This window comes from Hydrotalea sandarakina, from assembly GCF_003254115.1.
Taxonomy (GTDB): Bacteria; Bacteroidota; Bacteroidia; order Chitinophagales; family Chitinophagaceae; genus Hydrotalea; species Hydrotalea sandarakina.
In genome coordinates this window covers 234405-258843 of the sequence record NZ_QKZV01000002.1, presented here as the reverse complement: position 1 = coordinate 258843, position 24439 = coordinate 234405, and the positions used below count along the sequence as shown (strand labels likewise).

Sequence of the window (24439 nt, the reverse complement as noted above, 5' to 3'; positions counted from 1 at the left end):
TCTTCAAATTATTTTTTTAGTCCGGGGTATTGCATCTTTAATCCGCTCAATAATTCATATAAATTTTTTGCAATAATATATTCTTTATACCAATGAGCATCTGAAGGGGTAATAATCCAAGGCACTTCATTACAATTATTTAAGCAATCTTCGTACACTTCCATATACTCGGGCCATAATTTAGATTCCTCAAAATCTTTTTCATTGTATTTCCATTGTTTTTGAGGGTCTTTTATGCGTTCATCCAATCGTTTTAATTGTTCTTTATGTGAAATATGCAAATAAAATTTTAAGATATGAGTGTGATTATGTTCAACCAACAAACGCTCAAAATCATTAATGGCATCCATTCTTTTAAAAGCTAATTTATTGTTGATGAGCTTGTGAACCCTGGTAACCAATACATCTTCATAATGGCTTCTATTAAATATATGTATCATGCCCCGAGCCGGCGTGTGCTGATGAATGCGCCACAAAAAATCATGTGAAAGTTCTAATGCGGTAGGCTCTTTAAAGGAAGTAACCTGTACACCCTGTGGATTCAGTTTTCCAAACACATGCCGTATGGCCCCATCTTTACCTGCTGCATCCATACCTTGTATTACAATTAATATGGCATACTTAGACTGTGCATAAAGTAAATTTTGCAACTCATCTAACTGTACTATTAATTTTTCTGTAGCAGCAATAATTTTATTTTTATCCGTTTTTTTAGGCGGAAGTGTACTTATATCGGCTAATCGAATTTTGGCCATGGTTAACGTTTTTTTTAAATATACCACTATTTTGCAACAAAAAATTAGGTTTGCAAAAATTTTAGAATGCGAAAGCCTTTTTTCAGTTGGTTTTTATTTATAATACTTTCTTTTATTTGGGGCAGTTCATTTATTTTAATGAAGGAAGGTTTGAAAGCATTAACACCTTATCAAGTTGCAACCCTACGCATTTTAAGTGCAGGTGTAATTTTAGCGCCATTTGGAATAAGTGCTTATAAAAAAATTCCAAAAACAAAGCACTGGCCTGTGTTGGTTTCCGGATTATTGGGAAGTTTTTTTCCGGCCTATTTATTTTGTTTGGCAGAAACAGAACTTAATAGTGCATTAGCCGGAATTTTAAATGCGCTTACACCACTTTTTACCATTGCAACAGGCATTATGTTTTTTCAACAAAAAACCAAAACGCAACAAACAGTTGGTGTTATTGTTGGCTTTGCCGGTCTTATATTGTTATTTTACCATAAAGGAGAATTCAGCTTTGCACATATAGGATATGCTGCCTATATTTTACTTGCCACTTTTTTGTATGGATTAAATGTGAACTATGTTCGCAAACACTTGCAGGGCATTGGTTCATTACATATTGCCAGTGTTGCTTTTGGGTTATTGGTAATACCCTGTTTAATAATATTAGCCTTTACAGGCTATTTTTCCCAAACATTTAGCACGGCTTTTATACATGCCAGTTTATTCAGCGCTTTATTGGGAATAATGGGAACGGCAGTGGCCACTATTTTGTTTTATGTTTTGTTGAAAGAATCGGGCGCATTGTTTGCATCGATGGTTACTTATGGTATTCCTTTTGTGGCAGTAGGTTGGGGATTATTGGCAGGTGAAGCATTTGGTTGGAATCAGTTAATCAGCTTATTAATTATTTTAAGTGGCGTTTATTTAACCAATAAATTCAAATAAAAAGGCAAATACGGTTTTGTATTTGCCTAGTAATTTTTTTAAAAATTGTTGACTAGTTAAACAGTCATTATTTCCTTTTCTTTTACGGACAAATGTTTTTCAACCAAGCTTATATACTTATCCGTAATTTCCTGAATGGCTTTTTCAGCGTCTTTGCTTGCATCTTCACTTAACCCATCTTTCTGCAATTTCTTAACTTGTTCAATACCATCTCTTCTAATATTTCTAATGGCAACTTTGGTTTGTTCGCCTTCAGCAGCTGCCTTTTTAACCATTTCTTTTCTACGTTCTTCGGTAAGCGGTGGCATAAATAAACGAATTTGATTGCCATCGTTTTGAGGTGTAATGCCAATATTGGCTTGCATAATAGCCTTTTCAATAGCAGCCAACATTTTCTTTTCCCAGGGCTGTATGCTAATAGTTCTTGCATCTAAAACACTAACATTGGCTACCTGTTGTATAGGTGTAGGTGCGCCATAGTAATCAACCATAATACCCTCAAGCATAGCCGGATTTGCTTTACCGGCTCTAACTTTCGTTAATTCAACTTCTAAATGAACAATGGCTTTTTTCATGCCACTTTCAACATCATCTATTATCAGGTTCAGTTCTTCAGTCATATTTTTAAAAAGGTTAAGTGGCGCAAATCTAATAAAGAATATAACATAATAAGAGTATGAACCTATAATTCATAGCCAAAATAGCAAGAACAAGTACCCATAAGATTATTTTTCTGCAACAGCAGCCACGGAAGTTGTATTATTTGTGTTAATAGTAACGTAAGTATTGGGCTCAGCCTCATTAATAAGCAGCTGTTTGTTTTTTTGTTGGCGAATTTTGTCTAAATGCAACAATAAGATGGCCGTAAAAAAAACAAAAATTTGTGCCATTATCACTTTTGTGGTGCCCATGGGCAAAGCAAAATAGCTGAGTATAATAAATAGAATGGCGGACACAGATAAACAGATGGTTATTTTTTTGTGAGAATAACCACGATCTAATAACAAGTGATGCAAATGATTCCTGTCTGCCGAAAAAGGAGAACGTTTATGAAATATACGAATGGCAAATACACGAAGTGTATCTAATAACGGCAATAAAAGAATGCCAAAACCCATGGCAGGTGCGGCAAAAACGGGCAGTATATGAGAACCTTCTGCCGTTTTTATAAAATGAATAACCAATATAGCATTGACTAATCCTAACAACATGGCCCCGGTATCGCCCATAAATATTTTAGCAGGCGATAAATTAAAACGTAAAAAAGCAACTAATGCACCTGACATGCATATTCCCATTAATGCGTATAACCAGTCATTGTTCAAATAAAAGAATATTGAAAAAATGGTGCATGTAATTAAACCAATAGATGCAGCTAAACCATCAACCCCATCAATTAAGTTAAATGAATTCATTACTACAATAATGGTGAACATGGTTAATGGGTAACTAAAAACAGGTGGTATAATACCAATATTTAAAAAGCCGTGCATATCATCAATCAGCAATTTGCTTTTGTACATTAAGATGATGGCTACAGCTAATTGACCTAAAAACTTTTTTAATGGCGTAATAACCAAAATATCATCTTTTACGCCAAAAAAGAATACAACGACAAAAGCAGCAATATAATAAGGGAAACTATGACCACGCGGGGCTACATCGCTCAGTAACAAAAAAGCAATTAAAAATCCTGCAAAAATACCTACCCCCCCCAATGACGGAATAGGCGAAGCGTGCACCTTTCTATCGTCGGGTACATCGTATAATTTTTTCATCTTTGCAATTTGTATAATCGCAGGGATTGCAAGTAGTGTAATAACAAACGCCAATATTCCCCCTATAAATATTTTCTCCATGTAGGATTTTTTTCGAATGAGTAATCAAGTTTGAGGGGTAGAATTACGAAGGCAATATAAACGTTTTTTTTAAATCTTTAACATTTATCGATAAAAAGCCTAAAAAAATCAATTTCTCATAACATTAGCGGCTGTAATGCTAATAGTATTTAAATATCAATTATCTTGCCAATTCAAAATTTTAGACTATGGAAGATGTAGCTACTTTAGAAAAAACAGCCTCACAAGTAAGAAGAGATATATTACGCATGGTTCATGCGGTACAAAGCGGGCACCCCGGAGGTTCTTTAGGATGTGCTGATTTTATGACTGCACTTTACTTCAACATTATGGATGTACGCATCCCTTTTAATATGGACGGTATTGGAGAAGATGTTTTCTTTTTATCGAATGGACACATATCACCTGTATTTTACAGCGTTTTAGCCCGTAAGGGTTATTTTGATTTAAAAGAATTAAATACATTCAGAAAAATCAATTCACGCCTGCAAGGGCACCCTACTACGCACGAACATTTACCGGGTGTAAGGGTTGCCAGTGGTTCATTGGGACAAGGAATGAGTGTAGCCATTGGTGCAGCACTTTCTAAAAAATTAAACGGTGACAAACATTTGGTATTTTCATTACATGGCGACGGTGAATTAGAAGAAGGCCAAAATTGGGAGGCAATTATGTTTGCAGCCCATCATAAAGTAGATAATTTAATTGCTACCGTTGATTATAATGGCCAACAAATTGATGGACCTACCAGTGTAGTAATGAATTTAGAAAGCTTAAAAGCTAAATTTGAAGCTTTTAACTGGCATGTATTAGAAATGAATGGTAATGATATGGATGAAGTAGTAGCAGTTTTGAATAAAGCCAAACAATTAACCGGCCAAGGGAAACCCATTTGTATTTTGATGAAAACAGTTATGGGTAAAGGGGTAAACTTTATGGAAGGACACCATGAATGGCACGGCATAGCACCTAGTGATGCACAATTAGCAGATGCTTTAAACCAATTGCCTGAAACATTGGGTGATTATTAATTTTAGGAATATATTTTTGGGTGAAGCCGGATTGAATGTCCGGCTTTTTTATTATTCGGAAATAGTTTAGCTTCTTAATGATAATTTTTCTTTTCCTGCTTTGAACGCCGGGAACCAGGCTGCCAGTAAAGCAATAACAAATACGGTTGCTATAACCAACACAAAATCGCCTAAAGCTAATTTAACCGGGTAATAATCAATGATAAATGTTCCGCCTCCCAAGCTAACCAAATGAAACTTTATTTGAATATAACAAATAATTAATGCCAATATCATTCCTGCCCCACCCCCAACAGCAGCCAATAAAAAACCTTCCGTTAAAAATATTTTTTGAATTAAGCCATCTGAAGCTCCCAATGCTTTTAAAACGGTAATGTCTTTTTGTTTTTCAAGTACCAACATAGTTAATGCACCAATCATGTTAAATGCTGCTATGATAAGAATGATGGATAAAATTCCATAAATAACCCACTTCTCCACCTCCATTACAGTGTACAAACTTTCATTTTGTTGATAACGTGTTTGTACCTTAAAACTGTTTCCCAGCAAATGCTGTAATTCAGTTTGAACTTGTTGCGTATTAGCATTTTTGGTTAACTTAATTTCAACGGCACTAAAAGTATTTGCATCCATATTCAACATATACTTTACAAAAGCCAAATTGGTAAATACATATTTGTTATCAAAATCTTCCTGAATCATAAAGGTACCGGCGGGCATTGCATTGTATGAGTATAACCCCTCTGCAGAAAGCATATTAGCAGATTGCCTGTTGGGCATGTACAAGGTTACCGGGTATAAACTTTTTTCTACATCTAAGCCCAAAGCATTTTCAATACCCGCACCTACTACTAACTGTGGCTTTTGTAAGGTACCTAAATTAAAACTGCCACGTATTAAATGTGTTTGTACCGGATTAACATGCGTAAAACTGCTATCAACGCCTTTTACAAATACAATAGATTGATTATCACCATTTACCAATAAAGCTTTTTCTTCAGCAGTTAAGCTATAAAATGCAACACCACCGGTATTTTGTATTTGCTGAATTTGTTTAGGTGTTAACACAAAGGTTTTACCCACTTGCGGTGTTATGCGTAAGTCGGCATAAAAATCGGCATATAAACCCTTTACTAAATCTTCAAAGCCATTAAATACACTTAATACAATAATTAATGCAGCTGTACCCACCATTATTGCAGATATACTAATCCAAGCAATAAGGGTAATGGCATTAGTAGATTTTTTTGAAGTAAAATAGCGCCGAGCAAATAAAAAATTCAAGTGTTACAATTTTCAAAGTTGGGCAATAGCAGTAGGCTATGAACCGGAATCAGGTTTTTTAGCAGCATTTATTTGTTTAAAAATTTCTTCCATTTTAAAAACATGATCTAAAGTATCATCTAAATAAAAATGCAATACAGGTATTCGCCTTAGCTGATGTTTTACCTTTTCGGCCAAATGCTTTTTAATTTCCCAAGCCCGGTCTTCAATACGTTTCATGGCAGCTGCGGGTTGGTCAATTTTAAATAAGCTAATATAAATCCTGGCTTCTAACAAATCGGGCGTAACCTTTACATTTGAAATAGAAACCATTCCCCCCTCAATCATATTTAGGCCTAAATGCATAAAAATATCGTTGAGTGTTTCTTGCAATACTGCTGCAACCTGTTTCTGACGTTTTCCTTCCTGCATAATCTTTAAGGTTTATTTGGAGGTAAATTTAGTTACTTTGCGGCTTTGTTATTGTAATTTATATATGAAGCGATTTTCCCGAATTTTATTTTACCTGAAATCACAGAAACAAAACATTGTTTTATATGTTATTTTTAACCTTCTATCCATTGTATTCTCGCTGGTTTCACTAGCCATGTTAGCCCCTTTTTTGCAACTGTTGTTTGGAAAAGAAAAATTAATTGACTTAAAACCCAATTTTTCTTTTAGTGCCAGTGGCATTTTAGAATATTTAAAATACATATTAAGCCAATTGATTAAGACGCACAGCGAAATGTATGCTCTGGCTTTTATTTGCCTGGTGGTAATTGTTTCAATTTTTTTAAAAAATCTGTTCATTTATTTATCATACCGCTCATTAACGCCCATGCGTAATTATGTAATGACGAAATTAAGAGCTGATTTATTTTCAAAAATTCTGATTTTACCCATTGGTTATTTTACAGAACAACGCAAGGGCGATATTATAAGCCGTATGAGCAACGATGCCAATGAAATTGAATGGAGCATTATTGGCACGTTAGAGGGTTTGGTAAAAGACCCTTTAAATATTATTATTATTTTAGTTACACTTATTTTTTTAAGCCCTGCATTATCATTGTTTTTATTGGTTTTGTTGCCTTTAACGGGGTTTATCATTGGCCGAGTAAGCCGAAGCTTAAAGAAACAGTCAACCCACTCACAGGAAATACAAGGCTCACTGATGAGCATTTTGGATGAAACACTGGGCGGTTTAAGAATTATTAAAGCATTTAATGCTGAGAAAATTATTGGCAACAAATTTTTTAGCACCAATAACAAATTAAATGAAATAAGAAATAAAATGAATTTTCGACGTGATTTAGCCTCACCCATGTCGGAATTTTTAGGTGTAATTGTATTGTGTTGCATTTTATGGTTTGGCGGCCGCCTTGTATTGGGCAGCAAAACCTTCTTACAACCCGACGCATTTATTACTTACATATTATTTTTTACACAAATTATTAATCCTGCAAAATCATTATCTACTGCATTCTATAATGCGCAGCGCGGAAGTTCTGCCATACAAAGAATTGAAGAAATTTTAAAAGCACCCGTAACCATAAGTGAACCGGATAATGCTGTTGTATTTAATGAGTTTAAACAAGCTATTGAATTTAAAAATGTTAGCTTTAGTTATGATGAATATTCAACCCTGCGGAATATTAATTTAACAATACGCAAAGGGAGTACCGTTGCCATAGTTGGAAGTAGCGGCGCAGGAAAAAGTACATTTGCTGACTTAATACCTCGCTTTTTAGATGTAAATGATGGCGAACTTTTAATTGATGGCATTAATATTAAAAATTACGATTTAACAAGTCTTCGAAATCATATTGGCATTGTAACGCAAGAGCCTATTTTATTCAATGATACCATTGCCAATAATATAGCTTTAGGAAGTGAAAACGCCACCCGAGAACAAATTATTCAGGCAGCTAAAATTGCCAACGCACATGATTTTATTTTACAAAAAGAAAATGGTTATGATACCAATGTGGGCGATAGAGGCAATAAACTGAGCGGTGGCGAAAAACAACGAATTACCATTGCTCGTGCTATTTTAAGAAACCCACCTATTCTTATTTTAGATGAGGCCACTTCTTCGCTTGATACTGAAAGTGAGCGTTTAGTGCAGGATGCCATTAACCACATGATGCAAAACAGAACCAGTATTGTTATTGCACACCGCTTATCGACCGTTAAACATGCGGATGAAATTATAGTGTTAGACAAGGGCGTAATTATAGAGCGGGGTACGCATCACCAACTAATTGATTTAGAAGGAACTTATAAAAGATTGGTAACCATGCAGGAAGTGCATTAAATGAGATAGTGTTTGGCATCACTGCAAAAAAATACCAATTTCAATCTTCTTTATAAGTAGCATAAAAATACAGGCTACCTTTTTCAAAGTAGCCTGTAAAAAAATATGCGAAGATTACGCTGTGTTATTCATTACTTCCACCAGTATCGGGACCTTTTACCAAACCCAATTTTGCTTCTAAACTAAGTGTAGCATGAGGTACTGCGCGTAAACGAGCTTTATCAATTAACTTACCGGTTACACGACAAATGCCATAGGTTTTGTTTTCAATCCGCATTAAAGCTTTTTCCAAATGGTCAATATAAGTAATTTGGCGACTAGCCATTTGGCTTAATTGTTCGCGTTCCATACTCATACCCCCATCTTCCATGGTCATGTAACGGCCTTCGCTTTCATCGCCACCCAGTTCATCTTTGCGAGTGATTAATCCTTGCAAATAAGCCAACTCGCGTTTAGCGCTGTCTAACTTTTTGTTAATGAGCTCTTTAAACTCATTTAAATCCGCATCAGAGTAACGAACTATTGACTCTGCGGGTTTAGGCGCTTCAACTCTTTTTTCCAATGGTGTATAACCCGGGTTATAGGGAATACTACTTTTGGTACTGGTTTTTGGAACTTTTACTTCCTTTATAGGTTCAGCTTGTTTTTTCTTTGGCATGGGAACTGTTGCAGTTTTTGCTGTCTGCACGTGTTTAACAGGTTCTGAATAATTGTTTTCTTGCTTGGATTTTGCAGTAGCTACCACTTCCTTTTTTGCCGATTGTGCTTTTTGAGGAACTGCTGCCTTTTTTTCCGGTGCAGTTGGCTTTTTAGCTGCAGCAACAGCTTTTTTAGCCGGTGCTGCTTTTTTAGCAACAGCAGCCTTTTTGGCAGGTGCAGAGGCCTTTTTAGCCGGTGCTGCTTTTTTAGCCGGTGCTGCTTTTTTTGTTACTACACTGGCTTTTTTGGCCGGAGCCGCCTTTTTTACCGCCTTTGCGGCAGGTTTTGCTGTTTTTTTAGGCGCAGTTTTTTTGGTAGCCATACTTTTTATCCTTTTTTGGTTACTGCCAGTTTTAGCATTTCACCATTAATTTCAACTGATACCCCATCTTGCAAATCGGATACCCATTGAATGGAATCTGCCAAAATTTCGCGGCAAATATAATCGTTAAATTGAATTATGGAAGGCTTTAATGAGGCATTTTCCATAATGTGTACGAATATACGGTCTGTTAATTCAAATTCATTGTCTTTTCTTAAATTTTGAATACGATTTACCAATTCACGGGCATTTCCTTCTTTTTCCAACTCGGGGGTAACCGTAATATCTAAGGCTACGGTGAGGGTTCCTTTAGAAGCTACACTCCAACCGGGTATATCCTCTGCCAAAATTTCAACTTCAGATAAAGAAACCGGCACCTCTTCCTCATCTATTTGTATGTTAATGGCGCCATTTTGCTCCAGTAAACTAATTTGATGTTGATTTAATTGACTAATTATTGCAGCAGCCTGTTTCATTTTGCTGCCCATTTTAGCACCTAGCGCTTTAAAATTAGGTTTTACCTTTTTCTTAATTATTCCTTCCGTATCCGTTAAAAACTCAATTTCCTTAACATTCACTTCCGCTTTGATTAAATCCGTCATTTTTGCCAACTGCGTTTGCATGTTTGCATTTAATACAGGGATCATTACTTTTTGCAATGGCTGCCTTACTTTAATGTTTACCTTTTTACGGATAGATAGCACCAATGAACTTACATCTTGCGCCAATTGCATTCTTTCCTCCAATAAGGCATCAATGCACGCTGAATTGGGTTTAGGAAAATTGGTATGATGTACAGACTGTACATTATATCTTTTGGTAACAGCATTCAGATTACAGAAAATTGCATCACTGAAGAAGGGTGATATAGGTGCCATTAACTGCACAATTGTTTCCAAACATTCATACAAAGTTTGGTAAGCGCTTATTTTATCTGTTTCATATTCTCCTTTCCAAAATCTTCTTCTGCACAAACGCACATACCAATTACTTAGCTGTTCATTTACAAAATCTTCAATAGCTCGACCGGCAATAGTGGGTTCAAAATCGTTAAACGCATCCGTAACCTTTTGAATAAGGGAATGCAAAGAAGATAAAATCCATCTGTCAATTTCAGGCCTATCAGCCACCGGAATATAAGCTTCCTGAAAAGCAAATCCATCTACATTGGCATATAGTACAAAGAACTGATAAGTATTATATAAGGTTCCAAAGAATTTACGCTGAACTTCTTTAATACCTTCCAAATCAAATTTCAAATTATCCCAAGGTGAGGCATTGGTAATTAAATACCAGCGGGTAGCGTCGGCACCAAATTGTTCAATGGTATCAAAAGGATTCACCACATTACCCAAGCGCTTACTCATTTTATTGCCATTCTTATCTAATACCAACCCATTGGATACTACGTTTTTATAAGCAACACTATCGAACAGCATTACCGCTAATGCATGTAAGGTATAAAACCATCCACGGGTTTGGTCAACTCCTTCGGCAATAAAATCGGCGGGAAAGGCACTGCCTTTATCAATAAAATCTTTGTTTTCGAAAGGATAATGCCATTGTGCATAGGGCATGGCACCACTATCAAACCAAACATCCACCAAATCGGGCACCCTTTTCATGGGCTTTCCCGAAGGGCTTACCAAAACAATTTCATCTACATAAGGCTTATGTAAATCTAAAATACCCTGGTGTAGGTAATGTTGGTTAATATTTCCACCTAAAACCTCATTGGCTTTTTTAATAGCGTTGTTTAATTCTTCAACAGAACCAATGCAAATTTCTTCGCTACCATCTTCAGTTCGCCAAATGGGCAAAGGGGTACCCCAATAGCGGCTGCGGCTTAAGTTCCAGTCAACCATATTTTCTAACCAGTTACCAAAACGACCTTCTCCTGTGCTTTTGGGTTTCCAGTTAATGGTTTTATTTAATTCAACCATTCTATCTTTTAATGCAGTGGTTTTAATAAACCAGGCATCTAAAGGATAATAAAGAATGGGTTTATCGGTGCGCCAACAGTGGGGATAGCTATGTTCATATTTTTCAACCTTAAAGGCTCGATTTTCTTTTTTCAGTTTAACACATATATCCACATTTACGTCTTGGTAATTGGGATCATCGGTATAATTTTTTACATAACGACCACTAAATTCGCCTAACCCATCTACAAATTTGCCCTGTTTGTCAACCAAGGTTAATATACCTATGCCATATTTCTTACCCACTTTAAAGTCGTCGGCGCCAAAAGCAGGGGCAATATGCACAATGCCGGTACCGTCATCGGTAGTAACAAAATCGCCCAGCATTACCCTAAATGGATTTCCACCGGATAAGGCAGGTTGATTGGCCTCATAAGGCATTAATTGTTCATAACGGCAATTCTCCAATTGGCTGCCTTTAAATTGCGCCAATTGCTGCCAGGGAATCATTTTATCGTTAGGCGTATAAGCGGCAAAATCGCCGTTTTCGGCTTCAGGTTTAAAATATTTGTGCACTAAATCTTTGGCCAATACCACGTTAATGGGCAAATGGGTATAGGGATTAAAGGTTTTAATAAGTACATAATCTACATTGGCTGCAACAGCCAAACCCAGGTTGGATGGTAATGTCCAAGGTGTGGTTGTCCATGCTAAAAAGAAAAACTCATCGCCATGTAAAAGTTGATGAATAAAAGCAGATTGTTCATCTTGTACGGCTCTAAACATGGCCACACAACTGGTATCTTTTACATCTTTATAAGTACCCGGCTGATTCAATTCATGTGAACTAAGGCCTGTACCAGCCGCCGGTGAATAGGGTTGAATGCTTACACTTTGGTATAGTAAGCCTTTTTTATACAATTGCGCCAATAACCACCAAAGGGTTTCTACGTACTTATTATCGAAAGTAATGTAGGGGTCGTTCAAATCAACCCAATAGCCCATTTTAGTGGTAATTTCATCCCATTTATCTTTATAGCGTAAAACCGCTTCACGGCATTTTTGGTTATAGTCTTCAATTGAAATTTTCTTACCAATATCCTCTTTAGTAATACCTAATTCTTTTTCTACACCCAATTCAACAGGAAGCCCATGCGTATCCCAGCCTCCTTTGCGTTTAACTTGAAAGCCCTGCATGGTTTTGTAACGACAAACCAAATCTTTTAATGTACGCGAAATAACATGGTGAATACCCGGCATTCCGTTTGCACTGGGTGGCCCCTCATAAAACACAAAGGGCTGTGCCCCTTCCCGTAAGGTTACGCTTTTTTCAAATGCTTGTTCCTGTTGCCAACGCAGCAAAATTTCTTTTTCAATAGAGGGTAAATGCAATGTCTGAAATTCGCGATAGGTATTGCTCATAAATTTGAAAACTAAGAATACGGTTTTAAAAGTTGCGAAGGTAAGGAATAAGCGCCTGAGTTAGGCCTTCCCTTTACATTCATTTGAATAGAAATGACATTCGCCAAACAACGTTATTTTGAGTAAACTTTTTCGCCGGAAATGAAAGTTTGCAACACTTTTGTTTGCAATACTTGCTGCCAGGGAATTTGCATTAAATCTTTGTCAAGCACTATAAAGTCGGCTTTTTTACCCGGTTCTAAACTTCCGGTTTCATTCTCTAAAAAACCGGCTTTAGCAGCCCAAATAGTCATTCCTCTTATAGCTTCTTGGCGCGTAAGTGCATTTTGTGGTTGAAAACCACCTGCAGGGAATCCGGTACTATCAACCCTAAATACCGCAGCTAAAAAGGTTTTAAACGGCGATATATCTTCCACCGGAAAATCGGTACCTAAAGGCAACCATCCGTTTTGTTCTAAAAGGGCTTTATTGGCATAAGCTGAATTTATTCGCTGTTTACCCAAACGGCTTTCCGCCCAATACATATCGCTGGTGGCATGTGTAGGCTGTACGGAAGGCACAATAGAGGCCTGACCAAACCATGCTATGTCATTAGGATTTACGATTTGTGCATGTTCAATACGCCAACGTTTATCGTTTTTACCCTGCAAATATTTATTATAGATTTTCAGCATTACGCGGTTGGCAGAATCGCCAATAGCATGGGTACACATTTGAAAATTAGTTTTGCTAAGTATAGCTGCCATTGAATCAAAATGTTGCTGACTGCTTAACAAAAAGCCATACCAACCTGGCTTATCGGAATAAGGTTGTAAAAGACAGGCACCGCGACTTCCTAAGGCTCCATCTGCATAAAATTTAAATCCATTTACGAATAAGCGATCCGTTTTGTAGGGGCCTTTGGGTAAAAAGTAATCATAATTTTCTTTTTTATCGCTAAGCATAACGTATAGCTGCATTTTGAGTACGCCGGCTTTTTGCAAACTATCAATTCGTAACACATCTTTATAGCTAAGTCCACAGTCGGTAACGGTAGTTAAGCCTTGTGCAAAACAGTTTTTTTGCGCAGCTTGCAGACGTGCAGAAAAATCTTGAGCAGATAGTGGTGGCATTACCGCTAAAACCGGCTTTTGAGCATTATCAATTAATACCCCGGTAAGTTTACCGTTAAACATTTCAAAACTTCCACCTTCAATTTTTTGGCCCGGTTTTAATTGGGCTAACTGCATTGCTTTTTCATTAATAATAGCCGCATGCCCATCAACCCTTGTTAAAAAAACAGGTGTATTTGGAAACAGTTGATTGAGTTTTTCTACTGAATTGGGAAATGCCTTTCCGGGCCATTTATTTTGGTCCCAACCCCTGCCTAAAATCCAAGGTTCATTGGGATGCAAGGCAGCAAAACTTTTTAAACGCTCCAATACTTCTTCAAAACTAGTGGTATTGCGTAAATCGGCAGTAAATAGTTCTTGGCCATAACCTACAAAATGTGCATGTGCATCAATGAAACCGGGAAAAATAGTATTGCCATTTTCATTCAACATTTCCTTTGCATTGTAATGTTGCAAAATGGAATCATTGGTTCCTATGGCCACAATTTTACCTTGTTGAATAGCCATGGCTTGGGCAGTATCAAATTGTGTATTTACCGTATAGATGTGGGCATTGTAAACAATGGTATCAACCTGCTTTTTAGACTGACAGGCCAAAAACAAACAGGTGGCAGGCAATATTTTAAACAAATGTCGCATAGCAATTAGTTGATTGAATGAACATTGAAGTTAAAAATTTATTGCAAGATGCTGACAGCTATTTTAACCAAATGCATGAAGGTTATGATTTTAATCATTTTACAGGCGATGACTGCATTTTAGCTTTGTGAAAATTTATTACTATGCAGGTAAATCAACATTTATTGGAAAAGTACAATGTACCTGTGCCCCGTTACACCAGCTACCCGACTATTCCATTTTGGAACGAAACCATTGAAGTAAAGCAATGGGAAAATTTGGTGCGTAACAAATTTTCAAATGAAACTAACGGTATTAGTTTATACATTCATTTACCCTTTTGCGAATCATTATGCACGTATTGCGGATGCAATAAAAAAATTACAACTAACCATCAGGTTGAAGGTGAATATTTAGCAGCGGTTTTAAAAGAATGGCAATTGTATTTAAACTTAATGGAAGAAAGACCTGTTTTACGTGAACTGCATTTAGGAGGCGGTACCCCAACATTTTTCTCACCGGAAAATTTGTATCGACTCATTCATTCCATATTACAAACAGTGAAGGTGCACCCCGATCACGAATTTGGATTTGAGGGACATCCCAACAACACAACATTTGAACATTTAAAAACCTTATTTGAATTAGGTTTTAGGCGTGTTAGTTATGGCATTCAAGATCACAACCCAAAAGTACAAGCTATTATTAACCGCATACAACCCATTGAAAATGTAAAGAAAGCTGTTGAAATGGCCCGCAGCATTGGTTACAACTCAGTAAACTTCGATTTAATTTATGGTTTACCGCTTCAAACTGTTGAAAGCATGCGTACAACCATTGAGCAAACAATAGCTTTACAACCCGACCGTATTGCATTTTACAGCTATGCACATGTTCCATGGACCAGTAAAGGCCAACGACTATTTGACGAACACGATTTACCAAATGCTGCTACTAAAATGCAACTGTATCAATTAGGGAAAGAAATGTTTAGTAAGGCGGGGTATATTGATATTGGAATGGACCACTTTGCTTTACCCACCGATTCATTATACCAGGCACAATTAAACAAAAAATTGCATAGAAACTTTATGGGCTACACCACCCAACAAACGCAATCTATGATTGGATTGGGTGTATCAGCCATTAGTGATATTGGGGATGCTTTTGCACAAAATGAAAAAACATTACACAATTACTATGAAGCAGTATGCAATAGTACTTTAGCCGTAAGTAAAGGCATTGTATTAACCAATGAAGACATGCACTTTAAAAAATACATTTTGGATATCAGTTGTAATGGCCAAACTATTTTAAATGAAAAAGATGAGGGTATTATCAGCAAATTTGTATTGCCGGAATTAGAAAAATTGGAATTAGACAATTTAATTGAACTAGATGAAAATGTTTTAACGGTAACGCCTTTAGGTAAACATTTTATTAGAAATATTTGTAGCGCTTTTGATATTCGTTTAGCCCGCAACCATATACACAATAATCAACAACATGCACAGTTCAGCAAAGCTATATAACTAAAAGGTTTTAGGCACTGAAGGATTGGTAATAATAACAAAGTCGGCTAAATTTTGGAATTGTTTCCAATCAGGATGTTCAAATTGCGCATCACTAAAACAGCTGATATTCATCATTTTCAGTTTGGGGGCCAAGGCCTGCAAACGTGCATAAGTACCTAATTTATCGTCACTATGAAAGCGGCCATTTACTTGAAAAATGGTGAATGATTTGTGCTTCTTCCAAAACCGATAAATGCTGTTTGCCATGGTTGCATCCCACAAATTTTGAGCATCAAACATATTTTGATTAAACTGTTCATGTCCACCCATAATCTTTTCGAATTTTTGTTGATAAGCTTGTTGAGCTTCCGTAAAAGGCAGAGGCGGCAAATAAGATTTTGAAAGTTTATCTAATTGCATTAATGATGCCACACCGTTTTGATGCACCATATTTACATACCTACGGGGTGCATTGGCTGCAATTACCGGCAAATGATACAGTTTTGCCGTTTCAATCATCGGTCTATAATCTGCATAATTATTCCAAGGTCGGGCACTGGCCAAAAATTGTTTTTCGCTAATGTAGCCGGCAACATATTCATTTAAAGGAGCTTGACAATCGGTTTCAAACATTTCTAATGAAAGCGCTACAGGCTTATTGCTTTGCACTAAAGCTTTCAGTAAAGTATCTTCTAAATAATGTGCTACTGCATCATTATGGTCTTCACCAAAAAAAACTACTTGCGCTTTTTGCAAATGACTTATTAACTCAGATAATTGAATGGTTTTATGTTGCGCAGCATCATATATCATGTAATGATTAGTCATATTACTTTGTGCCAATAACATTGTTTGAAATAGCAGACATAATGTGAATAATGCAATTAATTTTTTTAGCATAAAATTTAATTTTTACGCAATAGTTTATAAATTTTAATTGCAGTCAACAACACTATCAACAAGGCTATCAATGCAACAAAACCCCACAATAAACTAATGCTTTGTTTTACGGTTGCCAAAAAAACTATGGCAAACAAAAAAAGAGTGGCCACTTCATTCCAAATTCGCAATTGCTGCGAAGTGTATGCATAAATACCTTTTAATTCCTGATTAACAATTTTTTGTAATGAAAAATGATAAGCATACAATAAAACAACAAAAATTAATTTAATAAGCAGCCATCTTCCTTCGGGTAAAAAAATTACACTGTAATAGTTACTTGAAATTAATACACTAATGCCTAATATTAAGGTTATTATGGCAGATGGCCAGGTAATTCCATACCACAATCGGCGCATCATTATTTCAAATTGTTTGCGCAAAATAATACGTTCCATTTCAGGTTTTTCACCGGCTTCAGTGGCATATATAAATAACCTGGGCATATAAAAAAGACCGGCAAACCAGGTAACCACAAAAATAATATGAGCAGCTTTTAAGTATAAATACATGGAATTAAAGATACGTTTTAATGCAACAACATTTCAGTATCGCCTTGGTTAAATTGGTTAATCCATTTACTTATAACAGATACCCACATTGGGTGAACATTTAAGCAAGGAATAGTGGTGTAACTTTCACCACCCGCTTGTAAAAATGTTTCTTTGCCCCGCTCTGCAATTTCCTCTAATGTTTCTAAACAATCACTTACAAATGCAGGACATAATACCAGCAACTTTTTAATTCCCCTTTTAGGAAAAACTTCTAACTGTTTATCCGTAAAAGGCTGCAACCATCCTTTTCCCAGACGCGACTGAAAAGCAACGCTATATTTATTTTCAGGTATTTGCAAAGCCTTTGTTACCAATCGGGTAGTTTCAAAAACCTGATGCCGATAGCATGTTTTATGTGCTTCAGAAGGCACATTACAACAATTATCTACTTTCAGGCAATGGCATCCCGTTGTATCGCTTTTACGAATATGTCTTTCCGGAACACCATGATAGCTAAAAAGTATATGATCATAGTCTAATTGTAAATAGGGTTGAATGCTGGAAGCTAATGCCTGAATGTATTCGGGATGATTATAATAAGGTTGAATGGTTTGTAATTGAAATGTATAGCCATTTTTCCGATGTACTTCCTTCATATATTCTACCGCAGTTTCATAACTACTCATGGCGTAATGCGGGTATAAAGGAAATAAAAGTACCTCTTCAATATCGGGGCTTTGTTGCAATAAAGCCTGATATGCCGCTTCGGGTGTTGGATTCCCGTAACGCATGGCAATGGTTACCGGCACATGTACAGTTTGCTGAACAGCCTGTTGTAATTGATGGGTTAAAACAATGAGTGGTGAGCCTTCTTTAGTCCAAATAGTTTTATAAGCCTCAGCCGACTTGGGTGCACGAAAAGGAACTATAATTCCGTTAATTAATAAAAATCGAGATAAATAGGGCATATCAATCACCCTTTCATCCATTAAAAATTCTTTCAAATATTTCTTAACATCGCTTACTGAAGTTGAATCGGGCGAACCCAAATTCATTAATATAACACCTCTTTTTTTTGCTTCCATACTATTTTAATATTGGCAAATGTATTATTTCAAAAATTGTTTTCAACTATAGAACCCAATAACATTTAGGGCAATCAACAAAACATTTTTTATTTGGTTTGAAAAAACCTTAAAAAGGGGCAGTAAAACCTGAAATGAGGAAAGAAACAAGTAAAATGACAATTAAATGACAAAGACATGACTTAAGTCATACATTTCTGCCATCTATCCGAGATACTTTTGCGTAAGTATTTAGACCAATATTTAAGAACAACAGATGATGAATCTTTCCAACTTTTTTGCAATAGGCATTAACTACAAAAAAAATGATGCTTCCGTTAGAGGGCAGTTTGCCATTAGCACAGAACAATATGCCGCTATTTTGCAAAAAGCAGTTGATTACGCTATAAAAGAACTGGTAATTTTAAGCACTTGCAATCGTACAGAAATATACGGCATAGCTCAACAACCGGAAGACTTAATTCACTTGCTTTGTAGTGAAACCATTGGCAGTGAAGCCCTTTTTATGGAACGCTGCTACATCAAACAAGGTAAAGAAGCTATTCACCACATTTTTACAGTGAGCGCCGGGTTAGACTCTCAAATTTTAGGCGACTATGAAATTGTTGGCCAAATGAAACTGGCTGTAAAATTTGCCAAAGAAAAAGGCTTTGTAGGTTCATTTTTAGAAAGACTTTTCAATACGGTATTACAATCATCCAAAACCATTAAAAATCAAACGGCATTAAGTGGCGGAACTGTATCTGTTTCATTTGCTGCTATACAATATTTAAAAGAGCACCTTCAAGATATTCCCAATAAAAATATTTTGTTGATTGGTACAGGAAAAATTGGCAAAAACACTTGTAAAAATTTAATTGATTATTTAAATACTACCAATATTACCCTCATCAATCGTACCAATGAAAAAGCCATTGAGTTAGCAAATGAGTTAGGTATTGGTACTGCCAACTTTCATCACCTTCCTTCTTTAGTTGACAAAGCCGATGTTATTATTGTGGCTACTAATTCAGAAACACCCATTCTTTATAAAGAAAACTTTGAACACTCAGGCAAAAAAATTCTGATTGACTTATCTATTCCAAACAATATTGATCCTAATACTGCTCAGTTATCGCATATAGCATTAGTAAACGTTGATGATCTTGCTAAAATTAATGATGCAACTTTACAAATGCGCCAAGCTGAAGTGCCCAAAGCACTTGCCATAATTCAGGAATTTGAGGCAGAGTTTATGGAATGGTTAGATAGTAGAAAATTTGTACCGGTAATTAAAGCCGTAAAGAAGAAATTAGAGGACATGAACAACTGCGAAATGTTTCATGCAGTGTATGCAACAAAACAACATCAAACTTCTACGGATGAAGCAGTACAAAAAGCAGTAAAGAATATGGCAGTAAAATTGCGAACCCAGTATCAACCGGGCTGCAATTTTATAGAAGCCATCAATGATTTTATTACCATTAGCAGTAATTGATTTTATTTACATCATGGCAATTATTAAAATTGGAACCAGAGAAAGCCAATTAGCCGTATGGCAAGCTACACTGGTTCAAACATTATTGGCACAACACCAGGTTAAAAGTGAATTACATTATATTAAAAGCGATGGCGATATTGATTTAGTTACACCACTGTATGCACTTGGTGTACAGGGTGTTTTTACAAAAACTTTAGATGCAGCATTATTAAGTAAAAAAATTGACATTGCTGTTCATTCTATGAAAGATGTACCTACGCAATTAGCAAAAGGTATTGTACAAGCCGCCGTATTACCCCGTGCTTCTTTTAATGATATTCTCGTTTATAAAAATGATACAAATTTTTTAGAAAACACACAATCATCCGCAGTTATAGCTACCAGCAGCATACGCCGAAAAGCACAATGGCTGCACCGTTACCCAAACCATACTATTGAAAATTTAAGAGGTAATGTAAATACACGTTTACAAAAAGTGGCTAACAGTGAATGGCATGGCGCCATATTTGCGGCTGCAGGCTTGGAAAGAATTAATTTAAGGCCCGAAAAATCCATAGACTTAACCTGGATGCTACCTGCTCCGGCTCAAGGTGCAATTGTGGTTGTTTGCAGGGAAGAAGATATTGCTACCTACCAAATGATTCATGCAATTAATGATGCACCTACTGAACTTTGCACAAAAATTGAACGCGATTTTTTACAAACATTAATGGGTGGATGTTCCACACCTATTAGTGCTTTAGCAACATGTACAGACAAGGAAGTGATTTTTAAAGGAAATATTACCGGTACCGATGGTAAACTTCAATACAACATTGAAAAACGTGCAGCAATTAATTTGGCAAAAAATTTAGGGGTTGAGGCTGCCAATGAATTATTACTAACCGATGCTAAAATGTTGATAGAATCTATTAAAAATGCAAAATAATAATACGATACAGGTTTTATGTACGCGGCCATTAGACACACTTTTGGTTACGAATGCATTTAACAGAGGTATAAGCATTGATACTATACCTTTTATTGAAACCATCCCCTTAGCCGATGAGGACATTTCAAATACCATTAACGACCTGGCACAAAAAAAAATTACGGCCATTTTTACTAGCATGAATGCAGTTGATGCAGTTACGGCTCGCTTAAATCATGTGCCCAAATGGGATATTTTTTGTTTAGGTGGAGTTACAAAAGAGAAAGTGTTACAATTTTTTGGCGAAAAACATTTTAAAGCAAGTGCAAAAAGTGCAGGGTTACTTGCAGAAAAAATTATTGAACACAAACCGGAAAATCAGCTAGTATTTTTTTGTGGCGATCAACGCATGGATGAACTGCCTGAAACCTTAGCCGTTAATGGCTTTCCAACGCAACAAGTGGTGGTATATAAAACCATTCAAACACCGGTTGAAACCTCAAAAAATTATCAAGGCATTGTATTTTTTAGCCCCAGTGCAGTACATAGTTTCTTCTCCGTAAATACCATACCGTTATCAACGGTTTTATTTGCTATTGGAAAAACTACCGCTGCCACCATTCAAACCTATGTTCAAAATAAAATTATTACCAGCGAATGGCCCGGTAAAGAACAAATGATTGATGTGGTATTAAACTATTTTAAACCTATTAACATTAATACATGAGTGTAATAAAAAACGATTTAATTCTAAGAACATTACGAGGTGAAAAAACTGAAAGAGTGCCTGTTTGGATGATGCGACAAGCAGGTAGATATTTACCTGAATACATGGAATTGCGAAGAAAGTACGGTTTTTTTGAACGCTGCCAAACACCGGAATTAGCTTGTGAAATTACTTTACAACCTGTTGATATTATTGGCGTTGATGCGGCTATTTTATTCTCGGATATTTTAGTTGTACCACAAGCAATGGGACTTGAAGTACAATTAATTGAAAGCAAAGGACCTATATTACCCAACCCCATTCAAACTAGTAATGATTTACAAAGAATACATATACCCGATGTACATGAATCATTAGGCTATGTATTTAAAGCCATTGAGTTAATTAAGAAAGAACTTAATGGACGAGTACCTTTAATTGGTTTTGCCGGAGCGCCCTGGACATTGTTGTGCTATATGGTACAAGGAAAAGGTTCAAAAACATTTGATGAAGCAAAAGCCTTTTGCTACCAACAACCACAACTGGCACACCAACTTTTACAAATGATTACCGATACCACCATTGCCTACTTACAACAACAAATTGCAGCCGGTGCCGATACGGTTCAAGTATTTGATAGCTGGGGCGGATTATTAAGCAAAGCTGATTTCGAAACCTACTCACTACCCTATTTGGAACAAATTGTAAAAGCCATACAACCCATTGCACCCGTTATTTTATTTGCAAAAGGTGCATGGTATAGCTTAACTGAAATGGCAAACACCGGTGCTGCAGCTTTGGGTATTGATTGGTGTACGCCACCCAACATGGCAAGAAAATTAGCAGGAGAAAAAATTACCCTTCAAGGCAATTTCGATCCCGCAAAACTTTTATCACCTATTCCGGAAATAAAGAAAGAAGTGAAGAATATGTTACAAGCATTTGGTGGCCAACATCATATTGCCAACTTAGGACATGGCATTTTACCGAATGTACCGGTTGACCATGCCAAAGCTTTTGTTGATACCGTAAAAGAATGGCAGCCTAATTAATGTTTAATGCTTTGCACATGAGTAGCAATAACAATTTTAAAAATGAGTGGATTGATTTTATTCACAATTTGCAAGACACTATTTGCCGTGCATTAGAGTTAGCTGACGGCAAAGCTAAATTCATGCAAGATGAATGGCAGCGCAAACCCGATGGAACAGGCGGTGGTGGAAAAACAAGAATAATTGCCAATGGAAATGTGTTTGAAAAAGGTGGTGTAAACACTTCTGTAGTTTATGGTAACATAACCGATGCTATGCGCAAACAATTACAAATGGATGGTGATGAATGGTTTGCTTGCGGTTTAAGTTTGGTTATTCATCCATTTAATCCATTTGTTCCTACAATACACTGTAATTATCGCTATTTTGAATTATACAAAAACAACAGCGTAGTAGATAGATGGTTTGGCGGGGGCACAGATCTTACACCCTACTACTTATTTCCAGAGGATGCAATACATTTTCATAACACTCATAAAACCGCATGTGACCAGTTTGATGATTCCTTTTATCAATCATTCAAAATAAATTGCGATAACTATTTTGTAAACACACATCGGCAAAATGAACGGAGGGGTATTGGCGGAATTTTTTATGACCACCAACGCCCCACTGAAGAAAAAAATGAACAATTTTGGTTAAACTTTGCCAAAGCTTGTGGTGAAGCCTTTATAAAAGCGTACATACCAATAGTAGAAAAAAGAAAAAACACCCACTTTTCTCCTGAACATAAGTATTGGCAAGAAATAAGACGTGGTCGCTATGTTGAATTTAATTTGTTACATGACCGCGGCACCATATTTGGATTAAAAACCAACGGAAGAACTGAAAGTATTTTAATGAGCCTGCCGCCTACCGTTAGGTTTGATTACAACTATCAACCCCAACCCGGCTCTGCCGAAGCAAATTTATTAGCGGTATGCTTACAGCCAATTGATTGGCTCAACATACAACAACCCACTTCCGTTAGTGAAGAAGAATGGGCAAAGAAAACGAACCAATGTTAACCTTTAAATACGATTTTATGTATTTACAAAAACGAAACAGAATTTTACGGAAATCAGCTGCAATTAGAAGTTTGGTAGCCGAAACCGTTTTAACACCCAATGATTTTATTGCTCCTTTATTTATACAAGAAGGCCACAATGAAAAAACCCCCATTCCTTCCATGCCCGGGTATTTTAGGAATAGTCTCGATATTACCGTTAATGAGGTAAAAGAACTCTATAATCTGGGCATTAAAAGTGTACTGCTTTTTGTGAAAGCATTAGATGAAACAAAGGATAATGAGGGTAAAGAAGCCTGGAACCCAAATGGTTTAATGCAAAGAAGCATAAAAGCCATAAAGGAATCGGTACCGGAAATGTTTGTAATGACAGATGTTGCTCTCGATCCTTATTCCATTTATGGCCATGATGGTATTGTTAAAGATGGGGAAATTGTAAACGATGAAACAGTTGATGCATTAATTAAAATGAGTGTAAGCCATGCAGTTGCAGGTGCCGATATGGTTGCACCAAGCGATATGATGGATGGAAGAATTGGTGCAATAAGAGAAGCTTTGGAAGAAAGCGGCTTTACCAAAACAGGCATTATGAGCTACAGCGCAAAATATGCTTCCTGTTTTTATGGACCATTTAGAGATGCATTAGACAGTGCTCCGGGCTTTGGCGATAAAAAAACCTATCAAATGAATTATGCCAACCGTATAGAAGCAATTAATGAAACACTACAAGATGTGGAAGAAGGAGCAGACATTGTTATGGTTAAACCTGCCATGGCTTATTTAGATATTATTCGTGAAGTAAAAAATGCAGTAACAGTTCCCGTTAGTGCCTACCATGTAAGTGGTGAATATGCCATGATTAAAGCGGCAGCAGAACGTGGTTGGCTTGACGAAAATAAAGCTATTATTGAAAGTTTAACTTCCATTAAACGTGCGGGCGCCGATTTAATTGCTACCTATTTTGCTAAACAAGCAGTTTTATTATTAAATCAATAATTCA

At 36.4% G+C, this 24439-nt stretch carries 21 protein-coding genes; 10 read left to right on the top strand and 11 right to left on the bottom strand.

Annotation, left to right across the window (positions count from 1 at the left end; genetic code table 11):
• Nucleotides 1-8: 8 nt before the first annotated feature.
• Nucleotides 9-755, bottom strand: a complete 747-nt coding sequence (locus LX80_RS04045; RefSeq protein WP_111293994.1) for a PPK2 family polyphosphate kinase — start codon at nucleotides 753-755, stop codon at nucleotides 9-11.
• Nucleotides 756-821: 66 nt separating this feature from the next.
• Between LX80_RS04045 and LX80_RS04040 the strand changes: the two genes are divergently transcribed.
• Nucleotides 822-1688, top strand: a complete 867-nt coding sequence (locus LX80_RS04040; protein ID WP_111293769.1) for a DMT family transporter — start codon at nucleotides 822-824, stop codon at nucleotides 1686-1688.
• Nucleotides 1689-1744: 56 nt separating this feature from the next.
• Here the strand turns inward: LX80_RS04040 and frr are convergent, their stop codons facing one another.
• Nucleotides 1745-2308, bottom strand: a complete 564-nt coding sequence (gene frr, locus LX80_RS04035) for a ribosome recycling factor (RefSeq protein WP_111293768.1) — start codon at nucleotides 2306-2308, stop codon at nucleotides 1745-1747.
• A 105-nt stretch (nucleotides 2309-2413) separates the two neighbouring features.
• The gene (locus tag LX80_RS04030) at nucleotides 2414-3466 is read right to left on the bottom strand and encodes an MraY family glycosyltransferase (RefSeq protein WP_170120370.1); all 1053 of its coding nucleotides are present in this window, start codon (nucleotides 3464-3466) and stop codon (nucleotides 2414-2416) included.
• Nucleotides 3467-3735: 269 nt separating this feature from the next.
• Between LX80_RS04030 and LX80_RS04025 the strand changes: the two genes are divergently transcribed.
• Entirely contained in the window at nucleotides 3736-4578 is an 843-nt protein-coding gene (locus LX80_RS04025; RefSeq protein WP_111293766.1) for a transketolase, read from the top strand.
• 66 nt (nucleotides 4579-4644) lie between these two features.
• Here the strand turns inward: LX80_RS04025 and LX80_RS04020 are convergent, their stop codons facing one another.
• Both LX80_RS04020 and rbfA read right to left on the bottom strand, forming a co-directional pair.
• On the bottom strand, nucleotides 4645-5862 hold the full coding sequence (locus tag LX80_RS04020) for an ABC transporter permease (protein WP_111293765.1): 1218 nt from the start codon (nucleotides 5860-5862) through the stop codon (nucleotides 4645-4647).
• Between the two features lie 36 nt (nucleotides 5863-5898).
• A complete protein-coding gene (gene rbfA / locus LX80_RS04015; RefSeq protein ID WP_111293764.1) occupies nucleotides 5899-6273 on the bottom strand; it encodes a 30S ribosome-binding factor RbfA in 375 nt (124 codons plus the stop codon).
• A 64-nt stretch (nucleotides 6274-6337) separates the two neighbouring features.
• Here rbfA and LX80_RS04010 point away from each other — a divergent pair, with 64 nt between their 5' ends.
• Nucleotides 6338-8158, top strand: a complete 1821-nt coding sequence (locus LX80_RS04010; RefSeq protein WP_111293763.1) for an ABC transporter ATP-binding protein — start codon at nucleotides 6338-6340, stop codon at nucleotides 8156-8158.
• A gap of 124 nt (nucleotides 8159-8282) precedes the next feature.
• On the opposite strand, the gene LX80_RS14570 is transcribed toward LX80_RS04010, so the two are convergent.
• From LX80_RS14570 to LX80_RS03995, 3 genes are all read right to left on the bottom strand, one after another.
• A complete protein-coding gene (locus LX80_RS14570) occupies nucleotides 8283-9179 on the bottom strand; it encodes a TraR/DksA family transcriptional regulator (protein WP_111293762.1) in 897 nt (298 codons plus the stop codon).
• 5 nt (nucleotides 9180-9184) lie between these two features.
• The gene (ileS, locus tag LX80_RS04000; protein WP_111293761.1) at nucleotides 9185-12523 is read right to left on the bottom strand and encodes an isoleucine--tRNA ligase; all 3339 of its coding nucleotides are present in this window, start codon (nucleotides 12521-12523) and stop codon (nucleotides 9185-9187) included.
• A 113-nt stretch (nucleotides 12524-12636) separates the two neighbouring features.
• The gene (locus tag LX80_RS03995) at nucleotides 12637-14274 is read right to left on the bottom strand and encodes an amidohydrolase (RefSeq protein WP_111293760.1); all 1638 of its coding nucleotides are present in this window, start codon (nucleotides 14272-14274) and stop codon (nucleotides 12637-12639) included.
• A gap of 143 nt (nucleotides 14275-14417) precedes the next feature.
• Between LX80_RS03995 and hemN the strand changes: the two genes are divergently transcribed.
• Nucleotides 14418-15785 carry an oxygen-independent coproporphyrinogen III oxidase gene (gene hemN / locus LX80_RS03990; protein ID WP_111293759.1) on the top strand — a complete coding sequence of 456 codons (1368 nt, stop codon included), beginning with the start codon at nucleotides 14418-14420 and terminating at the stop codon, nucleotides 15783-15785.
• Here hemN and LX80_RS03985 read toward each other — a convergent pair whose 3' ends face one another.
• From LX80_RS03985 to hemH, 3 genes are read right to left on the bottom strand one after another with little or no spacing between them, the layout of a single operon-like run.
• On the bottom strand, nucleotides 15786-16667 hold the full coding sequence (locus tag LX80_RS03985) for a ChaN family lipoprotein (protein WP_111293758.1): 882 nt from the start codon (nucleotides 16665-16667) through the stop codon (nucleotides 15786-15788). It lies immediately after the preceding gene.
• A gap of 5 nt (nucleotides 16668-16672) precedes the next feature.
• Nucleotides 16673-17218 (bottom strand): CopD family protein, encoded by a 546-nt coding sequence (locus LX80_RS03980; protein ID WP_111293757.1) that lies wholly within the window; start codon nucleotides 17216-17218, stop codon nucleotides 16673-16675.
• A gap of 17 nt (nucleotides 17219-17235) precedes the next feature.
• On the bottom strand, nucleotides 17236-18285 hold the full coding sequence (hemH, locus tag LX80_RS03975) for a ferrochelatase (RefSeq protein WP_111293756.1): 1050 nt from the start codon (nucleotides 18283-18285) through the stop codon (nucleotides 17236-17238).
• A gap of 256 nt (nucleotides 18286-18541) precedes the next feature.
• Between hemH and hemA the strand changes: the two genes are divergently transcribed.
• From hemA to hemB, 6 genes are read left to right on the top strand one after another with little or no spacing between them, the layout of a single operon-like run.
• Nucleotides 18542-19762, top strand: a complete 1221-nt coding sequence (gene hemA, locus LX80_RS03970; protein ID WP_111293755.1) for a glutamyl-tRNA reductase — start codon at nucleotides 18542-18544, stop codon at nucleotides 19760-19762.
• Nucleotides 19763-19775: 13 nt separating this feature from the next.
• A complete protein-coding gene (gene hemC / locus LX80_RS03965; RefSeq protein ID WP_245897958.1) occupies nucleotides 19776-20693 on the top strand; it encodes a hydroxymethylbilane synthase in 918 nt (305 codons plus the stop codon).
• Nucleotides 20683-21402 carry a uroporphyrinogen-III synthase gene (locus LX80_RS03960; protein WP_111293753.1) on the top strand — a complete coding sequence of 240 codons (720 nt, stop codon included), beginning with the start codon at nucleotides 20683-20685 and terminating at the stop codon, nucleotides 21400-21402. The genes hemC and LX80_RS03960 overlap by 11 nt, the downstream gene beginning before the upstream one ends.
• The gene (gene hemE / locus LX80_RS03955) at nucleotides 21399-22433 is read left to right on the top strand and encodes a uroporphyrinogen decarboxylase (RefSeq protein ID WP_111293752.1); all 1035 of its coding nucleotides are present in this window, start codon (nucleotides 21399-21401) and stop codon (nucleotides 22431-22433) included. Before LX80_RS03960 ends, hemE begins: the two co-directional genes overlap by 4 nt.
• Nucleotides 22434-22450: 17 nt before the next feature.
• Complete coding sequence (gene hemF, locus LX80_RS03950; protein ID WP_111293993.1) at nucleotides 22451-23440, top strand: oxygen-dependent coproporphyrinogen oxidase; 990 nt, start codon at nucleotides 22451-22453, stop codon at nucleotides 23438-23440.
• A gap of 17 nt (nucleotides 23441-23457) precedes the next feature.
• A complete protein-coding gene (hemB, locus tag LX80_RS03945) occupies nucleotides 23458-24435 on the top strand; it encodes a porphobilinogen synthase (RefSeq protein WP_111293992.1) in 978 nt (325 codons plus the stop codon).
• Nucleotides 24436-24439 lie beyond the last annotated feature (4 nt).

What these genes read in the sequence shown, in the direction of transcription:
- LX80_RS04045 (WP_111293994.1), bottom strand. Translation starts at nt 755, where the DNA reads ATGGCCAAAATTCGATTAGCCGATATAAGTACACTTCCGCCTAAAAAA.
- LX80_RS04040 (WP_111293769.1), top strand. Translation starts at nt 822, where the DNA reads ATGCGAAAGCCTTTTTTCAGTTGGTTTTTATTTATAATACTTTCTTTT.
- frr (WP_111293768.1), bottom strand. Translation starts at nt 2,308, where the DNA reads ATGACTGAAGAACTGAACCTGATAATAGATGATGTTGAAAGTGGCATG.
- LX80_RS04030 (WP_170120370.1), bottom strand. Translation starts at nt 3,466, where the DNA reads ATGAAAAAATTATACGATGTACCCGACGATAGAAAGGTGCACGCTTCG.
- LX80_RS04025 (WP_111293766.1), top strand. Translation starts at nt 3,736, where the DNA reads ATGGAAGATGTAGCTACTTTAGAAAAAACAGCCTCACAAGTAAGAAGA.
- rbfA (WP_111293764.1), bottom strand. Translation starts at nt 6,273, where the DNA reads ATGCAGGAAGGAAAACGTCAGAAACAGGTTGCAGCAGTATTGCAAGAA.
- LX80_RS04010 (WP_111293763.1), top strand. Translation starts at nt 6,338, where the DNA reads ATGAAGCGATTTTCCCGAATTTTATTTTACCTGAAATCACAGAAACAA.
- LX80_RS14570 (WP_111293762.1), bottom strand. Translation starts at nt 9,179, where the DNA reads ATGGCTACCAAAAAAACTGCGCCTAAAAAAACAGCAAAACCTGCCGCA.
- ileS (WP_111293761.1), bottom strand. Translation starts at nt 12,523, where the DNA reads ATGAGCAATACCTATCGCGAATTTCAGACATTGCATTTACCCTCTATT.
- LX80_RS03995 (WP_111293760.1), bottom strand. Translation starts at nt 14,274, where the DNA reads ATGCGACATTTGTTTAAAATATTGCCTGCCACCTGTTTGTTTTTGGCC.
- hemN (WP_111293759.1), top strand. Translation starts at nt 14,418, where the DNA reads ATGCAGGTAAATCAACATTTATTGGAAAAGTACAATGTACCTGTGCCC.
- LX80_RS03985 (WP_111293758.1), bottom strand. Translation starts at nt 16,667, where the DNA reads ATGCTAAAAAAATTAATTGCATTATTCACATTATGTCTGCTATTTCAA.
- LX80_RS03980 (WP_111293757.1), bottom strand. Translation starts at nt 17,218, where the DNA reads ATGTATTTATACTTAAAAGCTGCTCATATTATTTTTGTGGTTACCTGG.
- hemH (WP_111293756.1), bottom strand. Translation starts at nt 18,285, where the DNA reads ATGGAAGCAAAAAAAAGAGGTGTTATATTAATGAATTTGGGTTCGCCC.
- hemA (WP_111293755.1), top strand. Translation starts at nt 18,542, where the DNA reads ATGATGAATCTTTCCAACTTTTTTGCAATAGGCATTAACTACAAAAAA.
- hemC (WP_245897958.1), top strand. Translation starts at nt 19,776, where the DNA reads ATGGCAATTATTAAAATTGGAACCAGAGAAAGCCAATTAGCCGTATGG.
- LX80_RS03960 (WP_111293753.1), top strand. Translation starts at nt 20,683, where the DNA reads ATGCAAAATAATAATACGATACAGGTTTTATGTACGCGGCCATTAGAC.
- hemE (WP_111293752.1), top strand. Translation starts at nt 21,399, where the DNA reads ATGAGTGTAATAAAAAACGATTTAATTCTAAGAACATTACGAGGTGAA.
- hemF (WP_111293993.1), top strand. Translation starts at nt 22,451, where the DNA reads ATGAGTAGCAATAACAATTTTAAAAATGAGTGGATTGATTTTATTCAC.
- hemB (WP_111293992.1), top strand. Translation starts at nt 23,458, where the DNA reads ATGTATTTACAAAAACGAAACAGAATTTTACGGAAATCAGCTGCAATT.